Origin of the sequence: Leucobacter chromiireducens subsp. solipictus (assembly GCF_016758195.1) — a bacterium.
GTDB classification, from domain to species: Bacteria; Actinomycetota; Actinomycetes; order Actinomycetales; family Microbacteriaceae; genus Leucobacter; species Leucobacter solipictus.
Genome location: NZ_QYAC01000001.1, coordinates 518,934 through 544,431, shown reverse-complemented (window position 1 = coordinate 544,431; position 25,498 = coordinate 518,934). Strand labels below are relative to the sequence as shown.

Annotated in this window: 24 protein-coding genes; 19 read left to right on the top strand and 5 right to left on the bottom strand. The window is 69.5% G+C overall.

What is annotated here, in order from left to right:
• Positions 1–120: 120 nt before the first annotated feature.
• The 17 genes from D3230_RS02540 to miaA all read left to right on the top strand — a co-directional run bounded on the left by D3230_RS02540 (position 121) and on the right by miaA (position 18,849).
• The gene (locus tag D3230_RS02540; protein WP_202343415.1) at positions 121–1,047 is read left to right on the top strand and encodes a GGDEF domain-containing protein; all 927 of its coding nucleotides are present in this window, start codon (positions 121–123) and stop codon (positions 1,045–1,047) included.
• A gap of 13 nt (positions 1,048–1,060) precedes the next feature.
• Positions 1,061–1,870, top strand: a complete 810-nt coding sequence (locus D3230_RS02535) for a thymidylate synthase (protein ID WP_202343414.1) — start codon at positions 1,061–1,063, stop codon at positions 1,868–1,870.
• Entirely contained in the window at positions 1,867–2,394 is a 528-nt protein-coding gene (locus tag D3230_RS02530; protein ID WP_337249054.1) for a dihydrofolate reductase, read from the top strand. The genes D3230_RS02535 and D3230_RS02530 overlap by 4 nt, the downstream gene beginning before the upstream one ends.
• 104 nt (positions 2,395–2,498) lie before the next feature.
• Positions 2,499–3,476: a 4-hydroxy-tetrahydrodipicolinate synthase gene (gene dapA, locus D3230_RS02525; RefSeq protein WP_202343413.1), complete on the top strand. Its 978-nt coding sequence runs from the start codon at positions 2,499–2,501 to the stop codon at positions 3,474–3,476.
• Positions 3,477–3,491: 15 nt separating this feature from the next.
• On the top strand, positions 3,492–5,168 hold the full coding sequence (locus tag D3230_RS02520; protein ID WP_202343412.1) for an RNase J family beta-CASP ribonuclease: 1,677 nt from the start codon (positions 3,492–3,494) through the stop codon (positions 5,166–5,168).
• A 3-nt stretch (positions 5,169–5,171) separates the two neighbouring features.
• Complete coding sequence (locus D3230_RS02515; protein ID WP_202343411.1) at positions 5,172–6,272, top strand: peptidoglycan bridge formation glycyltransferase FemA/FemB family protein; 1,101 nt, start codon at positions 5,172–5,174, stop codon at positions 6,270–6,272.
• The gene (gene murJ, locus D3230_RS02510; RefSeq protein WP_202343410.1) at positions 6,272–7,894 is read left to right on the top strand and encodes a murein biosynthesis integral membrane protein MurJ; all 1,623 of its coding nucleotides are present in this window, start codon (positions 6,272–6,274) and stop codon (positions 7,892–7,894) included. Before D3230_RS02515 ends, murJ begins: the two co-directional genes overlap by 1 nt.
• Positions 7,891–8,946: a peptidoglycan bridge formation glycyltransferase FemA/FemB family protein gene (locus D3230_RS16300; protein ID WP_202343409.1), complete on the top strand. Its 1,056-nt coding sequence runs from the start codon at positions 7,891–7,893 to the stop codon at positions 8,944–8,946. Before murJ ends, D3230_RS16300 begins: the two co-directional genes overlap by 4 nt.
• Positions 8,947–9,045: 99 nt before the next feature.
• Complete coding sequence (locus D3230_RS02500; protein WP_202343408.1) at positions 9,046–11,931, top strand: FtsK/SpoIIIE family DNA translocase; 2,886 nt, start codon at positions 9,046–9,048, stop codon at positions 11,929–11,931.
• A gap of 4 nt (positions 11,932–11,935) precedes the next feature.
• On the top strand, positions 11,936–12,541 hold the full coding sequence (gene pgsA, locus D3230_RS02495; protein WP_202343407.1) for a CDP-diacylglycerol--glycerol-3-phosphate 3-phosphatidyltransferase: 606 nt from the start codon (positions 11,936–11,938) through the stop codon (positions 12,539–12,541).
• Positions 12,542–12,545: 4 nt separating this feature from the next.
• Complete coding sequence (locus D3230_RS02490; protein ID WP_202343406.1) at positions 12,546–13,139, top strand: nicotinamide-nucleotide amidohydrolase family protein; 594 nt, start codon at positions 12,546–12,548, stop codon at positions 13,137–13,139.
• Positions 13,140–13,314: 175 nt separating this feature from the next.
• Positions 13,315–13,635 carry a helix-turn-helix domain-containing protein gene (locus D3230_RS02485; protein ID WP_202343405.1) on the top strand — a complete coding sequence of 107 codons (321 nt, stop codon included), beginning with the start codon at positions 13,315–13,317 and terminating at the stop codon, positions 13,633–13,635.
• 135 nt (positions 13,636–13,770) lie between these two features.
• Entirely contained in the window at positions 13,771–13,992 is a 222-nt protein-coding gene (locus D3230_RS02480; RefSeq protein WP_202343404.1) for a DUF3046 domain-containing protein, read from the top strand.
• A 241-nt stretch (positions 13,993–14,233) separates the two neighbouring features.
• Entirely contained in the window at positions 14,234–15,352 is a 1,119-nt protein-coding gene (gene recA, locus D3230_RS02475; RefSeq protein WP_202343403.1) for a recombinase RecA, read from the top strand.
• Positions 15,353–15,357: 5 nt separating this feature from the next.
• Entirely contained in the window at positions 15,358–16,272 is a 915-nt protein-coding gene (locus D3230_RS02470; protein ID WP_202343402.1) for a regulatory protein RecX, read from the top strand.
• A 109-nt stretch (positions 16,273–16,381) separates the two neighbouring features.
• On the top strand, positions 16,382–17,923 hold the full coding sequence (gene miaB / locus D3230_RS02465; protein ID WP_202343401.1) for a tRNA (N6-isopentenyl adenosine(37)-C2)-methylthiotransferase MiaB: 1,542 nt from the start codon (positions 16,382–16,384) through the stop codon (positions 17,921–17,923).
• Complete coding sequence (gene miaA / locus D3230_RS02460; protein WP_202343400.1) at positions 17,920–18,849, top strand: tRNA (adenosine(37)-N6)-dimethylallyltransferase MiaA; 930 nt, start codon at positions 17,920–17,922, stop codon at positions 18,847–18,849. Before miaB ends, miaA begins: the two co-directional genes overlap by 4 nt.
• A gap of 2 nt (positions 18,850–18,851) precedes the next feature.
• Here the strand turns inward: miaA and D3230_RS02455 are convergent, their stop codons facing one another.
• From D3230_RS02455 to D3230_RS02445, 3 genes are all read right to left on the bottom strand, one after another.
• Positions 18,852–19,940, bottom strand: coding sequence for a permease prefix domain 1-containing protein (locus D3230_RS02455; RefSeq protein ID WP_202343399.1), 1,089 nt, complete (start codon positions 19,938–19,940; stop codon positions 18,852–18,854).
• Positions 19,937–20,269 carry a PadR family transcriptional regulator gene (locus D3230_RS02450; RefSeq protein ID WP_202343398.1) on the bottom strand — a complete coding sequence of 111 codons (333 nt, stop codon included), beginning with the start codon at positions 20,267–20,269 and terminating at the stop codon, positions 19,937–19,939. Before D3230_RS02450 ends, D3230_RS02455 begins: the two co-directional genes overlap by 4 nt.
• A 111-nt stretch (positions 20,270–20,380) precedes the next feature.
• On the bottom strand, positions 20,381–20,884 hold the full coding sequence (locus D3230_RS02445) for a nucleoside deaminase (RefSeq protein ID WP_202343397.1): 504 nt from the start codon (positions 20,882–20,884) through the stop codon (positions 20,381–20,383).
• 64 nt (positions 20,885–20,948) lie between these two features.
• On the opposite strand from D3230_RS02445, the gene D3230_RS02440 reads away from it, so the two are divergent.
• The gene (locus D3230_RS02440) at positions 20,949–21,368 is read left to right on the top strand and encodes a GNAT family acetyltransferase (RefSeq protein ID WP_202343396.1); all 420 of its coding nucleotides are present in this window, start codon (positions 20,949–20,951) and stop codon (positions 21,366–21,368) included.
• Between the two features lie 45 nt (positions 21,369–21,413).
• Complete coding sequence (gene dapF / locus D3230_RS02435) at positions 21,414–22,295, top strand: diaminopimelate epimerase (protein WP_202343395.1); 882 nt, start codon at positions 21,414–21,416, stop codon at positions 22,293–22,295.
• 34 nt (positions 22,296–22,329) lie between these two features.
• Here the strand turns inward: dapF and D3230_RS02430 are convergent, their stop codons facing one another.
• Together D3230_RS02430 and D3230_RS02425 are read right to left on the bottom strand one after the other, a co-directional pair.
• Entirely contained in the window at positions 22,330–23,931 is a 1,602-nt protein-coding gene (locus D3230_RS02430) for an N-acyl-D-amino-acid deacylase family protein (protein ID WP_202343394.1), read from the bottom strand.
• 5 nt (positions 23,932–23,936) lie between these two features.
• Complete coding sequence (locus D3230_RS02425; RefSeq protein WP_202343393.1) at positions 23,937–25,412, bottom strand: Na+/H+ antiporter NhaC family protein; 1,476 nt, start codon at positions 25,410–25,412, stop codon at positions 23,937–23,939.
• Positions 25,413–25,498 lie beyond the last annotated feature (86 nt).

The following is a 25,498-nucleotide window of genomic DNA, read 5'->3' as shown; positions in this document are numbered from 1 at the left end:
CGGCCCCGCGCCGTTCTCGGTTTCGCCGCGGCTCCCCTTGTGCTCTACACTCGGGGGACCCGCTGCGGGGAACCGTGCGACTCCGAAGACGCGAGTCGGTGGTGCGGAAGGGGACGGATCATGCGCAGACGCCAGAGCGAGCTGTCGATCGCGACCGCCCTGTTCCTGCTCTCGGGCGGCACGCTCGCCGCGCTGAACGCCTCCGTGTTCCGCATCGGGGCCGCGCCGCGCCCGGACCTGATCGCGACCATGATCGCCTGCTTCGTAGCGGCGGGGATCGTGCTCTGGGCGGGGCGGCGGTTCCGGCCCGCCGCGGCCGGGCTCCTGATGATCGCGGTGATGCTCGCGGTGGTTCCGACCGTGTACTTCGCTCCGAACGCGCTGCGCGCCGTCAATCTGGGCCTGCTGTTCCTCCCCTTTTTCCTGCTGCTCGTGTGGTTTCTGCCCATGTGGTTCGCGCGGGTGCTGGGGTATATCTGGATCACCGTCTACGGCGTCATCATGGTGGTGCGCTTCGGGGAGGAGATCCTGCCGATCCTGCTCACGCTCGCGGTCACTGGGATCGTCATCGGAGAGCTCATCGGCCGCTTTAAGGGGCGGCTGGAGCGGGCCTCGATTACCGATCCGCTCTGCGACGTGTGGAATCGGCGTGGTTTCGAGCGGCTGCTGGGCAAGGCCGTGGCCGCCGCGCAGCGGAGCGGCCAGCCGATTGCGCTGCTCTACCTGGATCTGGATCGCTTCAAATCCGTCAACGATCAGCTGGGGCATGCCGAGGGGGACCGGGTGCTGCAGAGTTTTGCGCGCGCGCTGCAGGAACACACGCGGCCCGAGGACGTGTTCGCGCGCTTCGGGGGCGACGAGTTCGCGCTGCTGCTGATCGACTCGGACGCGCGAGCCGGCACCGAGACGGGGGATCGGCTGCGGCGCGCAGTGCCCGATCCCGGCTGGTCCTTTGGGGTCGCCGAGTGGCAGCCCGGAGAGACCTCGGCGGCGTTTATCTCGCGCGCCGACCTGCTCATGCTGACAGCGAAACAGGACCGCCGGTAGGTACACTGGTGGGGTGACTGCGAACTCGATTCCGACCCCCTACGAGGACCTGCTTCGTGAAGTGTACGAGCACGGCACTCCCAAGTCTGATCGCACGGGAACGGGCACGCGCAGCCTGTTCGGCCGGCAGATTCGGTTCGATCTCGCGGAGTCGTTCCCCCTGCTCACCACGAAGCGCGTCCACTTCAAGTCCGTGGCCGTCGAACTGCTCTGGTTCCTGCGCGGCGAGAGCAACACCGCCTTCCTGACGGAGAACGGTGTCACCATCTGGGACGAGTGGGCGGACGAACAGGGCGACCTCGGCCCGGTGTACGGGGTGCAGTGGCGCTCCTGGCCTACGCCTGACGGGGAACACATTGATCAGATCACCCAGGTCGTGGAACAGATCCGGAACACGCCCGACTCGCGCCGGCTGATCGTCTCGGCGTGGAACGTCTCGGAGCTCGACCAGATGGCACTGGCCCCGTGCCACGCGTTCTTCCAGTTCTACGTGGCGGATGGCAAGCTGTCGTGCCAGCTGTACCAGCGCTCGGCGGACATGTTCCTCGGGGTGCCCTTCAACATCGCCTCCTACGCGCTCCTCACGCTGATGGTCGCGCAGCAGACCGGGCTGGAACCCGGCGAGTTCGTGTGGACCGGCGGCGATTGCCACATCTACGACAACCACGTGGAGCAGGTCGAGACGCAGCTCGCGCGCGAGCCCTTCCCGTACCCGCAGATCGCGATCCGGAAGGCCGACTCGATCCTCGACTACACGCTCGATGACTTCGAGGTGCTCGGCTACGAGCATCACCCGGGCATCAAGGCCCCGGTGGCCGTGTGAGCGCAGCCGAGGCACCCCGGATCGGGCTGATCTGGGCCGAGGCCGCGGGCGGCGCGATCGGGCGTGACGGCGACATGCCGTGGCACTTGCCCGAGGACCTCGCACACTTCAAACGCACCACACTCGGCGCTCCCGTGATCATGGGGCGGCGCACCTGGGAGTCGCTGCCCGCGCGCGTGCGGCCGCTCCCGGGGCGCGACAACATCGTCGTCACGCGGACCCCGGAGTATGCCGCCCCGGGGGCCCGGCTCGCCGAATCGCTCGAGGCGGCGCTCGCGCAGCTGCGGCACTCGACGGCCGGGGACGTTGACGCCTGGGTGATGGGCGGCGGCCAGCTCTACCGCGCGGCGCTGCCCGTGGCCACGGAGCTGGTGGTGACCCGGATCGCACTGGAGGTCCCGGACGCCGACACGTTTGCCCCCGAGATCGGGGCCGAGTGGCAGCGCGTCGAGGCCGGGCCGGAGCAGGTCTCGGCCACCGGGCTGCACTTCCACATCGAGCGCTGGCGGCGTGACGCGGCGTAATTTCTCGCGTCCACACCCCTCGGATTCCGCGTTCTGCCCCCGAATTCACCCCGCCGGCGAGCGCCGAATGAGTGAGAGTCGGCCGTGTCCGGTACCCTAGTGAGGTGGCAAATCAGGAGAATCCTTTCGGACAGGTACTCGTCGCGCTCGTAACGCCGTTCCAGGCGGACGGCGAAGTCGATTGGCCTGCCGTCGAGAAACACATCGACGAATGCATCGTCAGCGGTGCCGACGGCATCGTGGTCACCGGCACGACCGGCGAGACGAGCACCCTGACCGACCCTGAGAAGCTGAAGCTCGTGGAGGTCGCCAAGTCGGTCTCCAGCGGGCGCGCGAAGATCATTACGGGCGGCGGCTCGAACGAGACCGCGCACGCGATCGAGCTCTACCAGGCCAGCGAGAAGGCCGGCGCGGACGGCGTGATGATCGTGACGCCGTACTACAACAAGCCGACCCAGGCGGGCCTCTTGACGCACTTCCGCATGGTCGCGGACGCCACGGACCTGCCCGTCATCCTCTACGACATCCCCGGCCGCACCGGGGTGCCGATCAAGTACGAGACGATCCTGCGCCTCGCCAAGCATCCGAACATCCTCGCGGTGAAGGACGCCAAGGGCGACCTCAGCGAGGTCAGCCGCGTGCTCAACCAGACGGATCTCATGTACTTCTCGGGCGACGACCCCAACGTGTTGCCGCACCTCTCCATCGGGGCGACGGGACTCATCGGGGTCACCGCGAACATCGCGGCCGCCCCGTACCGGGTGATCGTCGACGCCGTCAACGCGGGCGATCTGCACACCGCGCGCGAGGCACACCAGAACCTTGAGCCGCTCGTGCGCGCCGTGATGACGCACGTGCCCGGCACGGTTGCCGCCAAGTACATCCTCCACGGCCTCGGCCGTATCGGGAGCCCGCGCGTGCGGCTCCCGCTCGTCGGCCCGGAAGAGTGGGAGGCCGCTCTGATCGAAGACGAGCTGGCCCTCGTCTCGAACGTTCCGGGCGTCGACCTCTCAAACTTCAGGCCGGACCGCAATGCGGCTGCCGGCGGTGCCCTGCCCCAGATCGCAGGCACCACCCGCTAACAAACAGGAGGCTTTGTGCCCAACCCCGCTTACGCACCACCCGCTCTCGACGAGGGCACCCTTCGCATTACCCCGCTCGGCGGCCTCGGTGAGGTCGGCCGGAACATGACGGTCTACGAGATCGACGGAAAGCTGCTGGTCGTCGACTGCGGCGTGCTGTTCCCCGAGGTCCAGCACCCCGGCGTGGACCTGATCCTCCCGGACATCACGAAGATCCAGGACCGCCTGGGCGACATTGTCGCGGTCGTGCTCACCCACGGTCATGAGGACCACATCGGCGGCGTGCCGTACCTCCTGAAGATGCGGGAAGACATCCCGCTGGTGGGCTCCAAGCTGACGCTCGCGTTTGTCGAGGCGAAGCTGAAGGAACACCGGATCCGCCCGGTCACCCACGTCGTCGCCGAGGACGAGGAGATCACCTTCGGGCCGTTCGACCTCGAGTTCATCGCCGTGAACCACTCGATCCCCGACGCGCTCGCGGTCGCGATCCGCACCGACGCCGGACTCGTGATCGGCACGGGTGACTTCAAGATGGACCAGCTGCCGCTCGACGGCCGCATCACCGATCTGCGCGCCTTTGCACGGCTCGGCGAAGAGGGCGTCGACCTCTTCATGACGGACTCGACCAACGCCGACGTTCCGGGCTTCACCTCGCCCGAGAAGAACATCGGCCCCGTGATCGAACAGGTCATCGCGAAGACCAAGGGCAAGGTGGTGGTGGCGAGCTTCTCGAGCCACGTGCACCGGGTGCAGCAGGTGCTGGACGCCGCGCAGGCGAACGGCCGCCGCGTCGTGCTGCTCGGCCGCTCGATGGTCCGCAACATGAAGATCGCCTCCGATCTCGGCTACCTCGATGTGCCCGAGGGCGTCCTCGTGGACCTCAAGAAGAGCGGCGACATCCCGGACCACCGGATCGTGTACATGTCGACCGGATCCCAGGGCGAACCGATGGCGGTGCTCAGCCGCATGGTCAATCGGGAGCACCAGGTCGAGGTGGGCGAGGGCGACACGGTCATCCTCGCGTCGAGCCTCATCCCGGGCAACGAGACCTCCGTGTACCGCGTGATCGACGGGCTCATCAAGCTCGGCGCGAACGTGGTGCACAAGGGCAACGCGAAGGTGCACGTCTCCGGCCACGCCTCCGCGGGCGAGCTGCTCTACTGCTACAACATCGTGCGCCCCAAGAACGTGATGCCGATCCACGGCGAGCACCGCATGCTCGTCGCGAACGCTGCGCTCGCGATCGAGACCGGGGTGCCGCAGAACCGCACCGTGATCGCCGAGAATGGCACGGTCGTCGACCTCGTCGACGGCGTGGCTCGCCCGGTGGGACAGCTCGACATCGAGTTCATCTACGTCGACGGCAAGAGCGTCGGCCGCGTGACCGAGGACGACCTGCGTGACCGGCGGACGCTGGCGGAAGAGGGCTTCATCTCCGTGATCACGGTCGTGGAAACCACCCTGGGCCAGATCGTGTCCGGCCCGGACATCCACGCGAAGGGCGTCGCCGAGGAGCGGCATGTCTTCGAGAAGATCAAGCCGCAGGTGGCGAAGGCGCTCGAGGACGCGATGCGTGACGGGGTCACGGACCACCACCAGCTCCAGCAGATCGTGCGCCGCACCGTCGGCCGCTGGGTGGGAACCAAGCTCCGTCGCAAGGCGATGATCGTCCCCGTCGTGGTGGTGGTGTAGCGCGTGCTTCCGGGCTCAGGCACGGCGGCGGCTCCGGCCGTCGCCCGCCTTGCTTCTGACACCGAGATCGCCGACTGGGATGCGCTGTGCGCAGCGAACCCCGGCGGCGGCGAGGTGTGGTCGGGCGACCCCTACCTGCGCGTCAAGTGCGCGCAGGGCGGCTACCGCGCGCACCGCGTGATCGTGGAGCGGCCCGGGGCGACCCCGGTCGCCGTCGGCGTGCTCGCGAAACGCGTGCCGCTGCTCGGGGAGTGGTGGCACCTGCCCGCGGGGCCCGCGGGGGAGGACGCCGCGCGCGTGCTCGAGGTCGCCGCGGCCGTCGCCGCGCTCGCGCGATCCCGCGGCGCGTTCCTCCTGAAGGTGGAGCCGCGCACGGACCGCGATTCCCGGGCGGCGTTCCACGCCGCGGGCTACCGCGACACCGTGCGGATCATTCCGAACCCCTCGACGATCCTTGTCGATGTCTCGGGCACCGAGGACGAGGTGTTCAAGCGGATCGGCAAGAAGGCCCGGAATTCGATCTCGCGCGCCGGCCGCGACGGCATCGTCGTGACGCGGGTCCCCGCCACCGAGGAGCACTGCGCCGCCCTGTTCCGGCTGCTCCAGGAGACCGCCGAGGGGCGCTTTGTGCTGCGCGCGGAGTCCTACTACCGGGCGTTCTGGCAGACCTTCGCGGCCGCGGACGCGGGGCAGATCTTCCTCGCCCACCGCCCGGACGAGTCAGGTGCGCCGCAGCTCGTCGCCGGCGCTTTCGCGATGGCGCTGGGGCAGAAGACCACCTACAAGGACGGCGCCTCCGTGCGTGCGAAGAGCGCCTACGGGGCCTCCCACGCGCTGCAGTGGGAAGTGATCCGCTGGGCCATCGAGCGCGGCGCGGTGCTGCACGATCTCTGCGGGGCCCCGCCGTCCGATCGGGTCGACGATACGACGCACCCGCTGCACGGCGTGGGGCAGTTCAAGCGCTCGTTTGCGCCCGAGATCGTGGACTACGCTGGGGCATTTGACCTCCCGCTGAAGCCATGGGCCTTCGCCTTCTGGGTCAAGCTGGGGGACCGACTGGCCCGGCGCTGGTCGCTCGCGGTGCGAAAGGATCCGTACTACTAATGGCTGCTGGACTCATGCGCGCGAGCGCCGTCATGGCCTCCGGCACGATGGTGTCGCGGATTCTCGGGCTCGCGAAGGCCATGCTGCTCGCGATCGCGATCGGTTCCGTCGGATCGACCTCCGCCGACGCGTTCCAGAACGGCAACCTACTGCCGAACATCGTGTACATGATCCTGCTCGGCGGGATGCTCAACGCGGTGCTCGTGCCGCAGATCGTGAAGGCGGCGCATAACCCCGACGGCGGCGCGGCCTACATCAACAAGATCCTGACGCTGATCACGGTCGCGCTCGTGGCGATCACGGCGATCGCGATGCTGTGCGCGCCGTGGATCGTGCGCCTGACCGCGGTGACGTGGCCGGATGACCAGCTCGCGCTCGCCACGGCGTTTGCGTACTGGTGCCTGCCCCAGATCGTGTTCTACGGGCTCTACACGGTGCTCGGGGAGGTGCTGAACGCGCGTAGCGTGTTCGGCCCGTTCACCTGGGCCCCGGTGCTGAACAACGTGATCGCGATCGCGGGCATCGTCGTCTTCATGCTGATGTACGGCGCGGACCCGACGGGCCAGCTGCGCTCGGTCGTGGACTGGGACGCACTCGCGATCGCGGTACTCGCGGGCAGCGCGACGCTCGGCGTGGTCGCCCAGGGGCTCATCCTGTTCGTCTCCTGGCGGCGCGCGGGCATCCGCTACCGCCCGGACTTCGTGTGGCGCGGGGTGGGCCTGGGCCGCACCGCGAAGATTGCGGTGTGGAGCCTCGCGACGATCGTCGTCATGAACCTCGGCGGACTGATCACGAACAACGTCGTCGCCATCGGCAGTGGCGCGGGACCCTCGACGAGCGCGATGGGGAACGTGTGGCTGATCTTCATGATGCCGCACTCCGTGATCGCGGTGTCGCTCGCGACGGCGTACTTCACGCGGCTCAGCGAGTGGGGACAGACGGGCCGCATGGCGGAGTTCCGCGAGGACTTCTCCGCCTCGGCGCGCCAGATCAGCCTCGTGATGATGTTCGCCGCGGTGGCGCTGTTCGCGGCAGCCCCGTTCGTGGCGCGCATCATCAACATCCGCGCGACCGAGCTCCAGGTGGATCAGTTCGCGCTCGCGCTGCAGGCCTACGTGCTGAGCCTCGCCGCGTACAGCTTCCTGTTCGTGGTGCAGCGCTCGTTCTACGCGCTGTCGGACACGCGCACCCCGTTCCTCTTCACCTCGGTCCAGATGGGCCTCGTGATTGTGTTCTCGCTGCTGCTGCCCAGCTTCGTGCCGGCGGAGTTCATCGGGATGGCGTACGCGCTCGTGTGGTCGCTCGCGACGATTGTGCAGGCGGTGCTTGCCACGCTGCTGTTGCGCCGGAAGATCGGCTCCATCGACGGGCTCCGGATCACGCAGAGCGTGGTGCGGTTCGTGCTCGCCGCCGTTCCGGCCGCGCTGCTCGGGATGGTGGCCACGGGGCTGATCCGCGGTGCGGCCGGTCAGGTCAACGCGGTCGTCGCGGTGCTCTGCGCCGTCGTCGTGGCCCTGGTCTGCGGCGTGGTGTATCTGATCTGCCTGCGCCTCATGCGCTCTCCAGAGCTCGCGGAGCTGACCGGCTTCGTGGCTCGCAAACTCGGAAGGACTCGTTCGTGACCTCCTCGGCTCAGCCCGGCGCGACGCTCACCGTCACCCCCTGCACTGATCGTGCCCTCTGGGACACGACCGTTCGCGAGCTCGGCGGACACCCGCTGCAGCTCTGGGGGTGGGGGGAGCTGAAGTCCGCGCACCGCTGGAGCGCGGAGCGCGTCCTCGTGCGCGCCGGATCCGGCGCCGGCGCGCCCGTCGTCGGCGCCTGCCAGCTGCTCACCCGCGCGCTTCCCGGCCCCCTGGGCGGCTTCGTCTACGCGCCGCGCGGCCCGGTCGTCGCCCGCGACGCCGGGAACTCCGACGCTCCCGCCGCGGTCCCGGCCCCGGGGGAGGTCGCCGACGCGGTCGCCGCCTACGTGCACGGTTCGCGCCGGGCCGTGGCCGTGTCGATCGAGCCCGACGAGGACGCGGGACAGTTCGCGCTCGGCCCGAAGTGGCGCGAGGCGAAGACTCCCGTGTTGCCCGCACGCACGCTGATCCTCGATCTGCGCAAGTCCGAGGACGAGCTGATCGGCGACATGTCGAAGAAGCACCGGCAGTACATTCGCAAGTCGGGGCGCGAGGAGACGCTCGAGATCCGTCCGGTCGAGACGATCGCGCAGCTCGATGCGTGCCTCGAGGTATACCGGGAGACGAGCGAACGGGCCGACTTCGGCCTGCACGAGGACTCGTACTACCACGACGCGTTCACGATGCTCGGCGACGACGCTCCCGTGTGGGCGGCGTACGTCGCGGGCGAGCCGGTCGCGTTCCTGTACATGGCGAAGTCGGACCGCACCGCCTTCGAGCTCTACGGCGGCATGAACGACACGGGGCAGCGACTCCGCGCGAACTACGCGCTGAAGTGGCACGTGATCCGCCACATGAAGTCCATCGGGATCGAGCGGTACGACTTCGGCGGGCTGATCAACGACGGCGTGACCACGTTCAAGACCGGCTTCGCCTCGCACGAGAACCTGTTGGCCGGCTCCTGGGACCGGCCCGGGCCCGGGTACACGATCTGGACCGAGGGGCTGCCGCTCGCGAAGAAGATCGTGCGCTCGCTGCGGCGGCGCTAACGGTGACGCGCGGGGGAGTGGGGCCGGTGATCGCCCCGATATTTGGCGCGCCGCCAGCCCACACCCCGAGTGTCAGTGGTGTCTTGTACCGTATTCAGTATGGCCAGTAAAGCTTCGTCGCGCTCCAAATCGGGGAGCACTGCGGCTCGGGGTTCCCGCGCTTCGGGCACGCGAGCGACCGCAAAAACGAAGGTGCTGGTCGAAGCCCAGCCCACTGAGGGCGTGGTGGTGCGCGCCTGGAACGGCCTGGCGCACACCGTCGGGGGTGCCGCGCGCGCGTTCCGGGTTGAACCGCTCGCTCCCGAGGACCGGCGGGACGGGATCCCGCTGCTGCTCGTTCTGCTCGCGGTCACGGGGGCCGTGATCGAGTGGTTCCTGATCGGCCAGCCGGTTGCCGTACAGCTCGACGCCTGGACCTTCGGGGGGCTCCTGGGTCGCGTCGCGTTCGGACTCCCGATCATCATGATGGGCTTCGCCCTCTGGCTGTTCAACCATCCCTCGAGCGTGACCGACAATCGCCGCATCTCGATCGGCCTGTTCCTCGCGATCACCGCGATCGCGGGGCTCACCCACGTCTACGGGGGCCAGCCGAACCCGCGCGACGGCATGCCCGCGCTCGCGGAAGCGGGCGGCCTGCTCGGATGGATGGTGGGCACGCCGCTTGCGGCGCTCACCCTGTGGTTCGCCACGCCCGTGCTCTCGCTCCTGCTGCTGCTGTCCGTGCTGATCGTCACGAAGACGCCGCCGGGTCGCATCGTGCAGCGGCTCCGCGAGGCCTACGTGTTCCTGTTCGGCGTCGTCGAAAGCGACGCCCCGGCCGAGCCCAAACCGGCCAAGCGCGACCGGGGCAGTGTGCAGACCCCGCTGTTCGACATCGAGGATCAGGAATCGGAACCCGGTGCCCTGCCTTGGTGGCGTCGCAACGCATCCGGCCGGGAGGAAGACCCCGCGTACGCGGAGGACGCGAACGCGCTTGAGCGCATGCTTGACGGCGGCGACGACGCGCCAGCCGAGGCCGACGCGCCCGCACGCAAGGTGGCCTTCGAATCCGCGCTGACCCCCGATCCCGAACCCGCGACCGACGTGTTCCCCTCGGCGCTGTTCGACGAGCTCGCCCACGCCGAGGCGGCCGTGGAATCGGTGACCCCGGCACCCGCCTCCGGGCTGGGTGACGATTCCTGGGACGACTTCGCCGCGACGCCCGCGGCGTCCGAACCGGAGGTCGACGCCGCCGCGAGCGCTCCCTTTGTGGTCGCGCCCGCCCATGAACCCGCCCAGCAGGCCGCCTACCGGCTGCCCGACCAGGGGGCGCTCTCCGCCGGTGATGCGCCGAAGGCCCACACCGAGGCGAACGACGTCATCATGGCGGCGCTCGCGCGCGTGTTCGAGGAGTTCAAAGTGGACGCCCGCGTCTCCGGCTTCTCTCGCGGTCCGACGGTCACGCAGTATGAGGTCGAGCTGGGCCCGGGCGTGAAGGTCGAGAAGGTGACCGCGCTCTCGAAAAACCTCTCGTACGCCGTGGCGTCGAATGAGGTGCGAATTCTCTCGCCGATCCCGGGGAAGAGCGCCATCGGCATCGAGATCCCGAACCAGGACCGCGAGAACGTGGCGCTGGGCGACGTGCTCCGCTCCAACCGCGCGCAGCGCAGTACCCACCCCATGACCATCGGCGTCGGCAAGGACGTCAAGGGTGGCTTTGTGGTCGCGAACCTCGCGAAGATGCCGCACCTTCTCGTGGCTGGCGCGACCGGCTCCGGGAAGTCGAGCTTCATCAACTCGATGATCACGAGCATCCTGATGCGCGCCACCCCCTCCGAGGTGCGCATGGTGCTTGTCGACCCGAAGCGCGTCGAACTCACCGTCTACCAGGGCGTACCGCACCTCATCACGCCGATCATCACGAACGCGAAGAAGGCCGCCGAGGCGCTGCAGTGGGTCGTCAAGGAAATGGACATGCGGTACGACGATCTGGCGAGCTTCGGGTTCCGCCACATCGACGATTTCAACGAGGCGGTGCGGGCCGGCAGCATTGTGCTGCCCGCGGGCAGCGAGCGCGTGCTCAAGCCCTATCCCTACCTGCTCGTGGTCGTTGACGAGCTCGCGGACCTGATGCTCATCGCTCCGCGTGACGTCGAGGACTCGATCCAGCGCATCACGCAGCTGGCCCGCGCCGCGGGAATCCACCTCGTGCTCGCAACCCAGCGGCCCTCGGTGAACGTCGTCACGGGCGTCATCAAGTCGAACGTGCCGAGCCGCTACGCCTTCGCGGTGGCCTCCGGTACGGACTCCCGCGTGATCCTCGACGAGGTCGGCGCCGAGCGGCTGATCGGCCAGGGCGACGGCCTGCTCCTGCTGAACGGCGAATCCACGCCGATGCGCGTCCAGGGTGCCTGGGTCAATGAGTCCGAGATCGCGCAGGTGGTGGCGCACGTCAAGGCGCAGGCCCAGCCCGAGTACCGCGCGGACGTTGCGCAGGCGGCCGAGAAGAAGGAGATCGACGAGGATATCGGCGACGACCTCGAGGTGCTGCTCGCCGCGGTCGAACTCGTGGTGAGTTCGCAGTTCGGCTCGACCTCCATGCTGCAGCGCAAGCTCCGCGTGGGCTTCGCCAAGGCGGGCAGGCTCATGGACCTGATGGAGTCGCGCGACATCGTCGGCCCCTCGGAAGGGTCGAAGGCGCGCGACGTGCTCGTCGCACCCGAGCAGCTCGCGGGGGTGCTTGCCCAGCTGAAGGGCGGGCCCGCGCCCGCTGCGGCCGCTGCGGCACCGGCCGCGGCACCGCAGGCACCTCCCGCGGGGCCCGAGACTGCGGTACTGCCCGCGCTCGCGGACGCGCCGACGGCGGCGCTGCCGGCCGCCACGCCGGAGCACACCGACACGCACGACGACCGCTACGACGACCCCGTCGCGAAGTACCAGTCCACGCTCGAGGAAGTGGACGGGGACACCGACGAGGACGCCTGGAGCCTCACGGGACGGGACTGATCACATGAGCGAGCACGAGGCCGGCGCGCGCGTCAGCAACTGGAACGCCCCCAACATCATCACCGGGGTGCGCATCCTCGCGACACCGTTTTTCGTGTGGATGCTGCTGGCGGACGACGGGCAGAACGGCCCGCTCCGCTGGGCAGCCGCCGTGTTTTTCGTCCTCGCCATTGCGACCGACGCGTGGGATGGCCACCTGGCACGCTCGCGGGGCCTCATCACGGATCTCGGGAAACTGCTCGACCCGATCGCGGATAAGTTCCTCACGGGTGCCGCGCTCGTCGGCCTGTCCATCCTCGGAGAGCTTCCCTGGTGGATCACGATCATCGTGCTCGTGCGCGAGGTCGGCGTGACCATTCACCGCCTCACGATCGTGCACGACGTGGTGATGGCCGCCGCGTGGATGGGCAAGCTCAAAACGGTGGCCCAGTCTGTCGCCATCACGCTCGCGCTGCTCCCGCTCGCCAGCGTGATGGGCGCGGCCGCCCCCGTGGCGGTCTGGCTGAACATCATCACGATGACCATCGCGGTCGCCCTCACCGTGCTGAGTGGGATCGACTACGTGCTCGGCTACCTCCGCGCCCGCAGGGCCGCCGGGACTCAGGCGTAACGCGGTGCACAGCTCCGAGGCGCGCGAAGCGCCGGACGCCACCGCGGAGCTCGCGACGGCGGTCGTCTCCGCTGCCGCGGCGCGCGGGCTCCGGATCGGGGTGGCGGAATCGCTGACCGGGGGCGCGCTCGCGTCAGCGCTCGTCGCGGTGCCGGGTGCGTCCCAGGTGTTCTCCGGCGCCGTGGTCGCCTACGACACGGCGTTGAAACACTCGCTGCTCGGCGTGGACGCCGCGCTGCTCGCCGCTCGCGGCCCCGTTGATGCGGCGGTGGCCCGGCAAATGGCCCGCGGGGCGCGCACGGCGTGCGCCGTGCCCGGCTCGTCGCCGGACGAGCTGCAGCCCGCGGACGTGGGGATTTCCACGACCGGCGTCGCAGGGCCGGATCCCGACCCGCAGACGGGGCAGGCCGCCGGGACGGTGTGGATCGGGCTGAGCGTGGGATCCCGCGACACGGCGTTCCCGCTTGCGCTCGCGGGGGATCGGCCGCAGATTCGTGGTGCGTCCGTGCGCGCCGCGCTCGCAGCGCTCCTCGATGCGGTGGCCGATGCGGGGCAGCTCGGCGGCGGGCAAACTGTGGATCCGGTGCGGAATTCCTGAATACTTGAGTCGTGGTGACTCAGGTTCAGCGAAGTTTCAGGAATAGACGGGGTAGTGTCGGGGTTGTTCCTAATGACACCACCGGGATAAGGTGGCGTTCCCGCACTCGCACACCACGTGCATGCGGGTAGGGTGGACGCACAGCCGGTGGCTGTGCGAATGAAGGAGGGTCCACATGGTGCTGATGCGTCAAGAGATCGGCGATGTGCTTCGTGACTTCCGTCAGCAAAAGGGTCGCACGCTGCGCCAGGTTGCCGGAGACGCAAGCGTCGCGCTCGGGTACCTGAGTGAGGTGGAGCGCGGACAGAAGGAAGCGTCAAGCGAGATCCTCGCCGCCGTCGCTGATGCGCTCGATACGCCGCTCTCGGTCATTATGGGTGAGGTGAGTGAGCGTCTCGCGATTGTGGAGGGGCTGGCGCTTCCCCTCGCGAATCGTGTCCCGGACACCGTCCCCGCGGACCTGGTCTCGGGGTTCACGCCCGAGCTTGTTTCGTAGGCGAGTGCCGCGGAAATTTCTCCGCACCGCTGAGGTGCGGCTGCAGCGCCCAGCCCCGTCAGGGGTTGGGCGCTTCGCCGTTGCCTCGCGCGCGACGGCTCGCGTCGGTGTCGGCGCAGTGCCGGGGAGGGGTGCATGAAACTGAGTGAGTTCCGTCGAGCGTGCGCCGAGGAATTCGGTGCCGACTACGCCGGGGTGCTGATCCGCGATCACTGGTTGGCGGCCCTTGGAGGCACGCCGGCCGAGGCCCTGGAGCGTGGTGTGGCGGCGCGCGAGGTGTGGGACGCCCTCTGCGCGGATCTGCAGGTGCCACCCGAGCGTCGCTACGGGCGCGGCCTGCGCGAGCCGCAGGAATAGCGCAAACCCGCAACACGCCGACACTCTGTTCGAAAGTGTGTTCGAAGGGTGCTAACTTCGTGCACAGGTGAGTTTGGTGCTCGCGAATCCACAGATCGGGAAGCTGGCGGCGGGAATGTCGGTGGTCCGTTCTAGGGTGAGCAGCACACAGACACCGTGCCTTGTCTGCCTCTTCCGAGGCCGAGACAGTCCGTAGGCAGCAACCCCGCGGCGACGCCCGCATACACCCAAGGAGCACACCATGGCAGCACCCAAGGATCGCGAGAAGGCCCTCGAAGCCGCCCTCGCCCAGATCGACAAGAACTTCGGCAAGGGCGCGGTGATGCGCATGGGCAGCCAGGAGCGGGCACCCGTCGAGGTGATCCCGACCGGCTCGGTGGCACTGGACGTCGCGCTCGGCATTGGCGGGCTGCCCCGGGGTCGCGTGGTCGAGATCTACGGCCCCGAATCCTCGGGCAAGACCACGCTCACCCTGCACGCGATCGCGAACGCGCAGCGCGCGGGCGGCATCGCCGCGTTTATCGACGCCGAGCATGCGCTCGATCCGGAGTACGCGAAGAAGCTCGGCGTCGACATTGACGCGCTGCTGGTCGCGCAGCCGGACACGGGGGAGCAGGCGCTCGAAATCGCCGACATGCTGATTCGCTCCGGCTCGGTGGATCTCGTGGTGATCGACTCGGTCGCCGCGCTGGTCCCGAAGGCGGAGATCGACGGCGAGATGGGCGACAGCCACGTCGGGCTCCAGGCGCGACTGATGTCGCAGGCGCTCCGAAAGATCACGGGCAGCCTGAACGCAACGAAGACCACGTGTATCTTCATCAACCAGCTGCGCGAAAAGGTCGGGGTGTTCTTCGGGAGCCCCGAAACGACCTCCGGCGGCAAGGCGCTGAAGTTCTATGCCTCCGTGCGACTCGACATTCGGCGCATCCAGACCCTCAAGGACGGCACCGATGCGGTCGGCAACCGGACGCGCGTGAAGGTGGTCAAGAACAAGATGGCCCCGCCCTTCAAGCAGGCCGAGTTCGACATCCTCTACGGGATCGGGATCTCGCGTGAGGGCTCGCTCATCGACTACGGCGTGGAGCACGGCTTTATTAAGAAGAGCGGCGCCTGGTTCACCTACGACGGCGATCAGCTCGGCCAGGGCATGGAGAACGCGCGTCGCTTCCTCATCAAGAACGCGGACATCGCGGCCGAGATCGAGGAGAAGATCCTCACGAAGCTCGGCGTGAACGGCCGCAGCGAAGAGCCGGCCCCTGAGGCCGCGCCGGAGGCCGCACCCGCAGTGGCGAGTAGTGCCGCCAAGGGCAAGGCGGAGACCGCCCCCGCGGCGGCGGACGCGCAGCGCGCGAGCGCCTAACGCCGATGGCTGTGCGCTTCCTCCCGCCCCCGGGAGCATCCGAACCCGGGGGCGGCCCGGACCGCGAGGACCTGGCCGAGGTGATCCAACTCCGGGGCAAGCTGCCCCAGCGCCCCTGGGGCGGCTCCGCCGAGGAACTGGGCCGCGGGGTGCCGATGGGATCCTGGGCCGAACCGGCGGGCGAGGCCGAACCGGCGGACGAGGCCGAGTCGGCGGACGATGCCGAAGCTGAGGCTGAGGTTGAGGCTGAGGCACCCGCCGAGGCGTGGGCCGAGTCTCCCCCCGAGGAATCGGCCCCCGTCGCCGCGGTCGTGACGGCGCTGCACGACCGCCTCGTCCCCGCGAGTGCGCTGCGCGCCCCCGCCGGCACCGTGCAGGCGCGGGAGGAATCCTCGGTTTCCGAGGCGCCGGAGCCGCGCCCGGTGTACGACGACGGCGTGAAGCTCCTGGCGCGTCGGGCGCGTTCGAGCGGCGAACTCCGCGAGGAGCTGCTGCGCCTGGAACACTCCGCGCACGAGGTCGACGTGCTCATCGAGGAGTTCCGCGAGAGCCACTACCTCGACGATCTCGGCCTCGCCCGGTCCGTGGTCGAGAAGCTGCGCACCACCAAGCGAGCCAGTCGATCGCAAATCGGGATCAAGCTGCGCGAACGCCGGCTCCCGGACGCGGTGATCGACGAGGCCCTCGGAGAGCTCGACGCCGACGAAGAGTTCTCCCTGCTCCGCGACGCCGCCGTGGCGCGGGCGAGCAAGCTCGGCGGGCTCGAGCGCCACGTGGCGGAACGCCGACTGCTCGGATTCCTCGCACGCCGCGGCTGGTCAGGAGAGGCCGCGAGCCGGATCGCCCGAGAAGCGCTCGATGGCACGGCGCGAGGTAGCTCCGGGAGTGGCCGCTCGGGCAGCGGGGTGCGCTTCCACTAGGGTCGCGGGACCTCAATTCCTTCCCGTGACTACTCAGGACCGGCCGTGTTTTCCGTCACCCCGTGTGGACCGCGCGGGGTGACGGAGAAGCCTCGATACACTGGGGCTCATGAGTCTTGCACCCGCTGAACGCATCGTGATCGCCCCGTCGCCCGCGGCGGTGCGCCCCGACGGCAGCCCGCGAAGCTACACCGTGCGCACGCTCGGCTGCCAGATGAACGTCCACGATTCGGAACGCCTCTCCGGCTCCCTCGACGCGGCCGGCTACGTCTCGGCGACGGACCCGGAAGACGCCGACGTGGTCGTCATCAACACCTGTGCCGTCCGCGAGAACGCCGCGAACAAGCTGTACGGGAACCTCGGCTACCTCGCCGGCGTCAAGCGCGGCCGCGAGGGCATGCAGATCGCCGTGGGGGGCTGCCTCGCCCAGAAGGATCAGGGGACGATTCTCGAGAAGGCGCCCTGGGTCGACGTGGTGTTCGGCACGCACAACATGGGCTCCCTCCCCGCCCTGCTGGAGCGCTCCCGACACAACGCGGAGGCTCAGATCGAGATCCTCGAGGCGCTGGAGGTCTTCCCCTCCACGCTGCCGACGCGGCGCGACTCCGCTGCAAGTGGCTGGGTATCGATCTCCGTGGGCTGCAACAACACCTGCACCTTCTGCATCGTTCCCGCGCTTCGCGGCAAGGAAAAGGACCGTCGCCCCGGCGATATTCTCGCCGAGGTCCAGGCGCTCGTCGACGATGGGGTGATTGAGATCACGCTCCTCGGCCAGAACGTCAACACCTACGGGGTCGAGTTTGGCGATCGCCAGGCGTTCGGCAAGTTGCTCCGTGCGATGGGGGAGATCGAGGGGCTCGAGCGCGTGCGCTTCACGAGCCCGCACCCGGCAGCGTTCACGGACGACGTGATCGCCGCGATGGCGGAGACTCACAACGTGATGCCGTCGCTGCACATGCCCCTGCAGTCCGGATCGGACACGGTGCTGAAGGCGATGCGCCGCTCGTACCGGTCCAAGAAGTTCCTCGGGATCCTCGACGACGTCCGGGACCGGATCCCGCACGCCGCGATCACCACCGACATCATCGTCGGGTTCCCGGGCGAGACGGACGAGGACTTCGAGGACACGATGCGTGTCGTCGAGGCCTCGCGCTTCTCGAGCGCGTTTACGTTCCAGTACTCGATCCGGCCCGGCACGCCCGCGGCGACGATGGACGGGCAGCTGCCGAAGGCCGTCGTGCAAGAGCGCTACGAGCGCCTGATGGCCCTGCAGGACCGCCTGTCCCTCGAAGAGAATGAGGCGCTCGTGGGGACGCGCGCTCACGTGCTGGTGGCCAGCAGCGAAGGCCGGAAGGACTCGGCCCGCAGCCGGCTGTCTGGGCGCGCCGAAGACAACCGGCTCGTGCACTTTGCGCTGCCCGAGGGCGCCGAGGAGCCGCGGCCCGGCGACGTGGTCACCGTCGAGATCACGGCGGCGGCCCCGCACTTCCTCATCGCCGACGACGTGCCGGGCGTCTACGCGCTGCGCCGTACCCGCGCGGGCGACGCGTGGGATCGCCGCCAGGCGGAGAGCTGCGGGGTGCCCGCGCCCGCGGGAGACACCGCGCCGCGCGCGGTGAGCCTCGGGCTGCCCACGATTCGCACGCGATGAATCCCGGCGCGACGGACACGCGCAGCTCCGCGCAGGCCCCGACGCTCTGGGCGATCGTCGGCGCGACGGGCACGGGTAAATCCGAGTTGTCGCTGGATCTCGCGCAGGCGCTGGCGGCGTCCGGCCGCCGCGCGGAGATCGTGAACGCCGACGCGATGCAGTTCTATCGCGGCATGGACATCGGGACCGCGAAGCTGCCATTCTCGGAGCGGCGCGGGATCCCACACCACCTCTTCGACGTGCTGAGCCCGGCGACCGAGGCGACGGTCGCGTGGTACCAGCCTGCCGCGCGGAGCGTGATCGCGGAGATCCTCGGTCGCGGGGACGATGCGATCCTCGTGGGTGGGTCCGGGCTGTATGTCTCGAGCGTGATCTTTGACTTCCAGTTTCCGCCGCGTGACGCGGCGCTTCGGGCGCAGCTGGAGGCCGACGCCGCGGCGACGGGGGTGCCCGCCCTCGTGGCCCGGCTCGCGGAGCTCGCCCCGGCGGTCGCGGCGTCCGTTGACACGCAGAATCCGCGACGCGTCATTCGCGCGCTCGAGGTGGCGCTGCTCGGTGGGGACGCGCAGACCACCCTGCCGAGTGACCCGGTGCGGTGGCACGAGGCCACGCGGATCCTCGGTGTGCACAGCGAGCGGGCGGAGCTCGTGGCTCGGCTCGATCGGCGCGTGGAGCGGATGTGGGAAGCCGGGCTCCTCGACGAGGTCCGCGCGCTGATCCCCGAGGGGGTTCGCGAGGGACCCACGGCCTCCCGAGCGATCGGCTATGCGCAGGCGCTCGCCCAGCTCGACGGTCGCCTGAGCGAGGCCGAGGCCATCGCCGAGACGCAGGCGCTCACCCGGCGCTATGCGCGACGGCAGGTCAGCTGGTTCCGCCGGTATCCGGGCGTCGAGTGGCGCGGCCCGGGGGAGCTGCCGGCCACCTGAACTTAGCGCGTGCGACGGCTCCTGCGGTAGGACTCCCAGGCGCCCCCGCCCGCGGCAATCGCCCCGAACAGCACCGCGCCGACCGGCCAGAGAATCCACGAGTGCCCCCAGGCGTTCCCGATGAAGCTCCACCCGAGGTAGATGGCCGTGAGCAGCGGCCAGTAGAAGGCCGCGATCACGCCGACCACGCTGTGCTCTGCATCGTCGGGCTCGGTGAGCCGCCCCGCCGCCCCAGGCTGCCCGTGCGCGAGGCGGTGGCGTACCGATTCGGCCCACGCGGTGGGAAGCAGGACGAGCAGGCCCGCAGCCACGATGCCGAGGATCAGCACCACGCCGACGAGGACCCACAGCTGCTTGTTCGGGTTCGTGTCGTCGAGGAACGCGAACGCGAGCAGGGGTGCGGGCGAGAGGATCCACAGCAGCACCGAGACCTGCAGCGCGCGGGTGCGGGCGGGCTCGTGGGTGCGGGCGAGTTCCTCAGCCCACTGGGTGACCGCCGCGACGGGGGTGAACCGTCCCTGTTCGATCCGGCCGTACGGCGCGAGCTCGCGCGCGGTGCTCATGAGCGTCATGACGCCGCACGCGACGATGACGAGCAGGGTGAAAATGCCGATCATGGTCGCGGTACCCGCGCTGAGTGCCACGGTGCCCGCGGTGGCGGCGGCCGGGAGGAAGATGAGGACGGCCGGGGACAGCACGAACAACGCGACGGCGATGGCGACGCGATACCGGATCCGCTGCTGTGCCTCGGCGTAGCCGCGTGCCTCATCGAGGGTGACCGGTGGGTGCTGCGGGGCCCGCGGCTGCGGCGGTGTCGCCGTGGTCAGCGGAGCCACCGGGGCCGGGGGAGTCGCGGGGGCGGCTGCCGCCCCGAGTTCGGCGGTGATGCCGAGCTCAGGGGCGACCTCGGCGAGATTGCCGAAGTCGCGGATGACCTGTCCCACGGCCTCGTTCTCGGAGTGGCCCTGTGCGACGAGGTTGGCGTAGGCGTCCTCCATCATCCCCTGCAGTTCAGCCTTGGCCTCGAGGAGCCGCGGTGTTTGCGGGTAGGTGCTGAACATGGTCTCGAGATAGCTGATGATGATGTTCATGCTTCGACTCCCTTGATGAATCGATCGACGACGGACTTCGTGTGATGCCACTCGGTGACCTTGAGCTGCAGATGCTCGATGCCGGCGTCCGTGACCTGGTAGTAGGTCCGCGGTTTGCCGCTCGGTGAGAGGCTCGAAAACGAGCTCACCCAGCCGCTGGTCTCGAGCCGCTTCACCGCCGAGTACAGGGTGGTCTGCTTGATCGTGTAGTCGGCTCCGGTGATGTCGTTGATGCGCTGGGCGAGCTCGTACGCGTACGAGGGGCCGCTCCGCAGCAGCGAGAGCACCATGAGATCGACGTAGCCGCGGATCGCGTCGGCTCCGATCATGGGTCCTCCAATGGTGGGTCGGGTGGCTTTCTTCGTCAAACGTACTACGTCACGCATAGTACGTCAAGCGAATCAACTCGCCCCCCGATCCGGCGTCGCCCGCGTTCGTCGTCAGCGCGCGATCCCCCGGTGCCGGGCGTGCAGCGCGCGAATCTCGGCGGTGAGCTCGTGCGCGGGTCCCGAGACCGGCACCTCCGGCGCGACCACCTGGACGGGCAGCGCGGCCACGGGAGCGGGCGGCGCGCCCCACTCCGTCAGCCAGGCCGAGAGCTGCGCCGCGCTCGCGACATAGACGATCCGGCCGAGACCCACCCAGCCGTGCGCTGCGGAACACATCGGGCAGTGCTCGCCGGAGGTGTAGACCGTCGCCGCGGCGCGCTCCGCGGGGGAGAGGTGCTCCGCCGCCCAGCGCGCAATCGCGAACTCCGGGTGCTGGGTCGCATCGCCGCCCGCGACGTGATTGTGGTCCTCGAAGCGCACCGTGCCGCCCGCGTCGACGAGTACGGAGCCGAACGGCTCGTCGCCGGCGGCGAGCGCGGCCTCCGCGAGTGCGATGCAGCGGCGGAGGTGCGTAAGGTCGTTGGGCGTGAGTTCTGCGGTCGTGTCTGGGCTCATAGCCTCACCGTAACAGCGGCCGCCGCGGGCGGATAGGCTCGGGGCCTGACCGAAGGAGTGCCCCATGCCGATCCAGATTCGCGAGTACACCCCCGCCGACGAAGCCGCGGTCGTGGCGCTGTGGCGCGCCCGCGATCTCACCCGCCCCTGGAACGATCCGCACGCGGACGTGGCCCGCGCATACCGCGAATTTCCCACCCTGCTGCTCGTGGCTGAGGACCGCGGGGAGATCGTGGGCACCGTGATGGGTGGCGACGACGGACACCGCGGGTGGATCTACTATCTCGCGAGCGCCGCCGCGCGAGCCGGCGAAGGAATTGGCCGTGCGCTCGTGGCGGAGGTCGAGCGCCGCTTGCGCGCCCGGGGGTGTCCCAAGGTGCAGCTCATGGTGCGCACGGAAAACCACCGCGTCGCCGCCTACTATGCGGAACTCGGCTATGCGGACGCGAGCGTCACGGTGCTGGGGAAGCGCCTCGACGGCTGATGAGCGGCTGGGAACCGGCACCGGGCGCCCCCGTAGACTGAGGGCATGACGACGCTCACGTTCACCAAGGGTCACGGCACAGGCAACGATTTCGTACTGTTCACCGACCCGGACGGGGACCTGGAGCTCACCCCCGCGCAGATCCGTTTCCTGTGCGACCGGCACACGGGCATCGGGGCGGACGGCGTGATCCGCGCGGTCCGATCCCGCGCGCTCCCGGAGGGGGCCGACGTGCTCGCCATCGAGCCCGAGGCCGAGTGGTTCATGGACTACTGGAACGCGGATGGCACGCCCGCCGAGATGTGCGGCAACGGCATCCGCGTCTACGTGCACTACCTGATCGCCGAGGGGCTCGTGGCCCCCGAGCGCAGCGATACCCTGCCGATCGGCACGCGGGCCGGCGTGAAGGATGTGCTCGCCGGAAAGACCGGCTACACGGTCGACCTCGGCCGGTGGCGGCTGGCCCCGGAGCGGCTCGTCGCCGCCCACGGGCTCGACGTGGCGCGTCCCGGGCTCGGGATCGACCTCGGCAATCCGCACGTCGTGACCGCGCTCGCGCACCCGGGCGAGCTCGAGGGCCTGGACCTGCATCGCGCCCCAGCGCTCGATCCGGCACCCGCCTCGGGCGCGAACGTCGAGTTTGTGGTGCCCGAGGATCCGCTCGTGGTGGACGGTGTGGCCCGCATCCGGATGCGCGTGCACGAGCGCGGCGTGGGGGAGACGCTCTCCTGCGGCACCGGCACCGCCGCTGCGGCGCTCGCGTTCCGCCACTGGGGTGGCGAGGGCATGCCGAACCACTGGCGGGTGGACGTGCCGGGCGGCCGGCTCGCCGTGCGGATGTTCCCCACTGAGGAGGGCGAGCACGTCTCGTTGAACGGTCCCGCGGAGCTCGTCTACTCGGGCCAGATCGAGCTCCCCGCGGCGTAGCGCGCGACGCCACGGGAAGCCCACGCCCGCGCGCCTACAGCACGCGGCCGGCTCGCACGCCGGTCAGCGCGCCGTCCAGCACCGCCGCGCGGCCGCCCAGGAAGACGGCCCGCACCCCGGTGGCGAGCTGCCACGGGTCGTCGAAGGTGGAGCGGTCGGTCACGGTCGCGGGGTCGAAGAGCGACAGATCGGCGATCCACCCCGCGGCGACGCGCCCGCGGTCTGCGAGCCGCAGCCGCTCGGCCGGGAGTCCCGTCATCTTGCGCACGGCCTCCTCGAGACTCAGGACCCCCTGCTCGCGCACGTAGTGCCCGAGCACCCGCGCGAACGTCCCGAATGACCGGGGGTGGGGTTTGCCGGCACCGCGGGGCTGCATCGTCCAGCCGTCGCTCGCGACGGATACCCAGGGGTGCTGGAGCACGGCGGCCACGTCATCCGGGTGCATGGCGTGGTTCACGATCGCGACGCTCGCGTCGTGTCCGGCGAGCACCCGCATCGCCGCCTCCGCGGGATCGGTGCCGAGTCGTTCCCCGATTTCGGTGAGTGAGTGGCCAATCGTCCAGCTCAGATCCTCGGCACCGGCGGGCGCGAGCTCCGCGATCACGATCCCGTCGGGATCCACGTCCCGGCCGAAGCGGGCGGCCAGGCCCTGCGCCACCCGGGCGCGGTCGCCGGGCGAGGCGAGGAGGCGGAGCAGCTCGTCCTTGCCGCCATCCATGGCGAAGTCCGGCAACCGCGAGGTCAGGCGAGTGCTCGACGCGGTGTACGGGTAGACGTCGGCGGCCACATCGAGGCCGCGGGCTCGCGCGGCGTCGATCCGTTCCAGCGCGCGGGCCGGGGCGCCCCAGTTCTCGGGCCCCATTGCCTTCAGATGGGAGATCTCAAGCCGCACCCCGCTGTCTTCCGCGGCGCGGATCGCCTCGTCGACCGCCTCGATCATGGTGAATGACTCGTTGCGAATGTGCGTGGAGTAGAGCAGCCCGCACTCCGCGGCCGTCCGCGCCAGCGCCGCGATCTCTGCGGGCGTGCAGTAGCTGCCCGGGGTGTAGATGAGTCCGCTGGAGAACCCGCGAACACCCTGGTCTGCCGCGCGGCGGATCTCGTCCTGCATCGCGGCGAGCTCCGCCGGGGACGGAGCGCGATTCTCCAAGCCGACGATGTGGGCGCGGATCGAGGAGAAACCGACCTGGGTCGCGATGTTGATGCCGGGCGACACCCCGGTCAGGGCGCGATGGAAGCCGGCCGCGTCGGTCCAGTCGCCGTCGAAATCGGGGCTGAGGTGTGCGTTCTCCTGCCGGATGAGTTCCAGGTCGCGCGTCGGGAAGGGCGTGGAACCGCAGTTGCCGGTGAGCGCCGTGGTGACGCCCTGCATGAGTTGCGTGGTCGCCTGCGGGTGGCCCTGGATACTGAAGTCCGCGTGCGAGTGGAGGTCGATGAAACCGGGGCTCAGGACCAAGCCCGACGCGTCGATGACGCGTTCGGCGGTGGGGCGGTCCGGCACCGGGCCCGCCGCGGTGACGCGGCGGACCTCGGCGATGCGCTCGCCGGTGACCGCGACGTCGGCGAGGAACCGGGGCGCCCCGGTCCCGTCGATCACGGTGGCGTTGGTGATCAGGAGGTCGAATGTCACAGTCATGGGGGTCACCGGGTTTCGAAGAAGAGGATTCCGAAATACATGATGCAGGCCGGGATGAGGAGCAGCCACCCCGTAATCATCATGTTCTTGAGGTTCGTGGAGCGTGCGAGCCCCATCGCGCCGACCATGTTGCCGTTCGGGAACGGGCCATAGGTGTCCGCCTTGGAGGCGAACAGCAGGACGATGACCCAGGCGCTCGCGGGGACACCGACCGCGGCGGCCATCTCGCCGAACACCTTGTCGAGCAGGACGACCTGCGCGGCCGTCGCGCCCGGCACGCCGACCCAGCCGAGCAGCGCGATGACAATCGCGAACACGAGGGGGCTTGCGGCCGCGAGTTCGGCTCCGACCGCGTCCTTGATGACGTCGAACGGCGCGAGCACGTCGATGATCAAGAACAGCGCCGCGAGCAGCCAGAAGAGCAGGAAGAGGCTCACCATGCTGGCGAGGCCGCGGTAGAACGCCGCGGTGATCCGGCGGATGCTTTGACCGCCGGCGAGCCCGGCGACGATCCCGAGCAGGGGGAGCGCGAGCAGCGGGAAGCTGGTGCCGGCCGCGGAGACGGTGGCGTAGATCACGGCACCCAGGAGCGCGATCAGGAAGAACGTGGTGGCCCGGCCCTGCTTCGGCACGCGGCTGTCGTCCTCGACTCCGGCCTCCTCCGCGGTGTAGAAGTCGTTCTGCCGTGCGGTGCGGCGCTGCATCCACGGGACGAGCACGAGTCCGGCGACGAGCGAGAGGATCGCGAGGGGGCCCGCGCCGTAGAGCACGTACTGCCCGTAGCTGACCTCGGCGGCGTCCATGATCGCGACGTTGGAGCCCGCGAACGGGGCGAGCGCGAGGCCGGCGCACCCGCCGATGAACATCATCGAGGCCGTGGCGGAGCGGGTGAACTGCATCCGGGAGCAGATCGGCAGCAGGATCGGGGCCGCGATCGCCAGCGCACCCGCGAGCGTGCCGAGGCTCATGACCAGGATCAGGCAGGCCAGCATCACGCCGAAGATCACGGCGGTCTGGCCGCGGTGGCCAAAGACGCGCATGACGCCGAGGACGATCGAGCGGTCGACGCCTGTCAGTTTCAGGATCTCCCCGACGCCCGCGCCAAACATGATGATCAGACCGATCATCGTGATCTGCTCCGCGAGCGATGCGCCCAGGAGGTTGGCCACCTCGACCAGCGGGAGCTGTGCGAGGATCAGCCCGGCCACGAGCGCGTAAATGGTGCCGAGGAGAATGTCCATGCCGAGCAGGCAGAGCACTGCGTACAGCACGATCGGCAACAGGCCCCACAGCGTGGGGCCGTCGACGAAGAACGTGCCGACGATCGACAGGCCGATGCCCGCGAGCGCCAGGATGTTCAGGATCCGGGTGCGGCGGGGCGACACCACGACATCGAGCGTGCCGGTGGCGGCGTCCGCCTGGGCTGCGACCGGAGGCCGCTGATCAATCGGGGGAGTGGGTGAGGATGACGACTTTGTCACGGAGTGTCCTTCGGGTTCGTGGATCGGGGAATGGTCGGTGCGCAGGGCGCGGGGCTGGGTGTCGGTGCCCCACGGCACCGACACCC

Coding starts and splice junctions, on each gene's coding strand:
- D3230_RS02450 (WP_202343398.1), bottom strand. CDS start 20,269: ATGATCGGAGCCGACGCGATCCGCGGCTACGTCGATCTCATGGTGCTC.
- dapF (WP_202343395.1), top strand. CDS start 21,414: ATGACGACGCTCACGTTCACCAAGGGTCACGGCACAGGCAACGATTTC.
- D3230_RS02430 (WP_202343394.1), bottom strand. CDS start 23,931: ATGACTGTGACATTCGACCTCCTGATCACCAACGCCACCGTGATCGAC.
- D3230_RS02445 (WP_202343397.1), bottom strand. CDS start 20,884: ATGAGCCCAGACACGACCGCAGAACTCACGCCCAACGACCTTACGCAC.
- pgsA (WP_202343407.1), top strand. CDS start 11,936: ATGAGCGAGCACGAGGCCGGCGCGCGCGTCAGCAACTGGAACGCCCCC.
- D3230_RS02455 (WP_202343399.1), bottom strand. CDS start 19,940: ATGAACATCATCATCAGCTATCTCGAGACCATGTTCAGCACCTACCCG.
- miaA (WP_202343400.1), top strand. CDS start 17,920: ATGAATCCCGGCGCGACGGACACGCGCAGCTCCGCGCAGGCCCCGACG.
- D3230_RS02500 (WP_202343408.1), top strand. CDS start 9,046: ATGGCCAGTAAAGCTTCGTCGCGCTCCAAATCGGGGAGCACTGCGGCT.
- D3230_RS02480 (WP_202343404.1), top strand. CDS start 13,771: ATGAAACTGAGTGAGTTCCGTCGAGCGTGCGCCGAGGAATTCGGTGCC.
- murJ (WP_202343410.1), top strand. CDS start 6,272: ATGGCTGCTGGACTCATGCGCGCGAGCGCCGTCATGGCCTCCGGCACG.
- D3230_RS02540 (WP_202343415.1), top strand. CDS start 121: ATGCGCAGACGCCAGAGCGAGCTGTCGATCGCGACCGCCCTGTTCCTG.
- recA (WP_202343403.1), top strand. CDS start 14,234: ATGGCAGCACCCAAGGATCGCGAGAAGGCCCTCGAAGCCGCCCTCGCC.
- D3230_RS02470 (WP_202343402.1), top strand. CDS start 15,358: ATGGCTGTGCGCTTCCTCCCGCCCCCGGGAGCATCCGAACCCGGGGGC.
- miaB (WP_202343401.1), top strand. CDS start 16,382: ATGAGTCTTGCACCCGCTGAACGCATCGTGATCGCCCCGTCGCCCGCG.
- D3230_RS02485 (WP_202343405.1), top strand. CDS start 13,315: ATGGTGCTGATGCGTCAAGAGATCGGCGATGTGCTTCGTGACTTCCGT.
- D3230_RS02440 (WP_202343396.1), top strand. CDS start 20,949: ATGCCGATCCAGATTCGCGAGTACACCCCCGCCGACGAAGCCGCGGTC.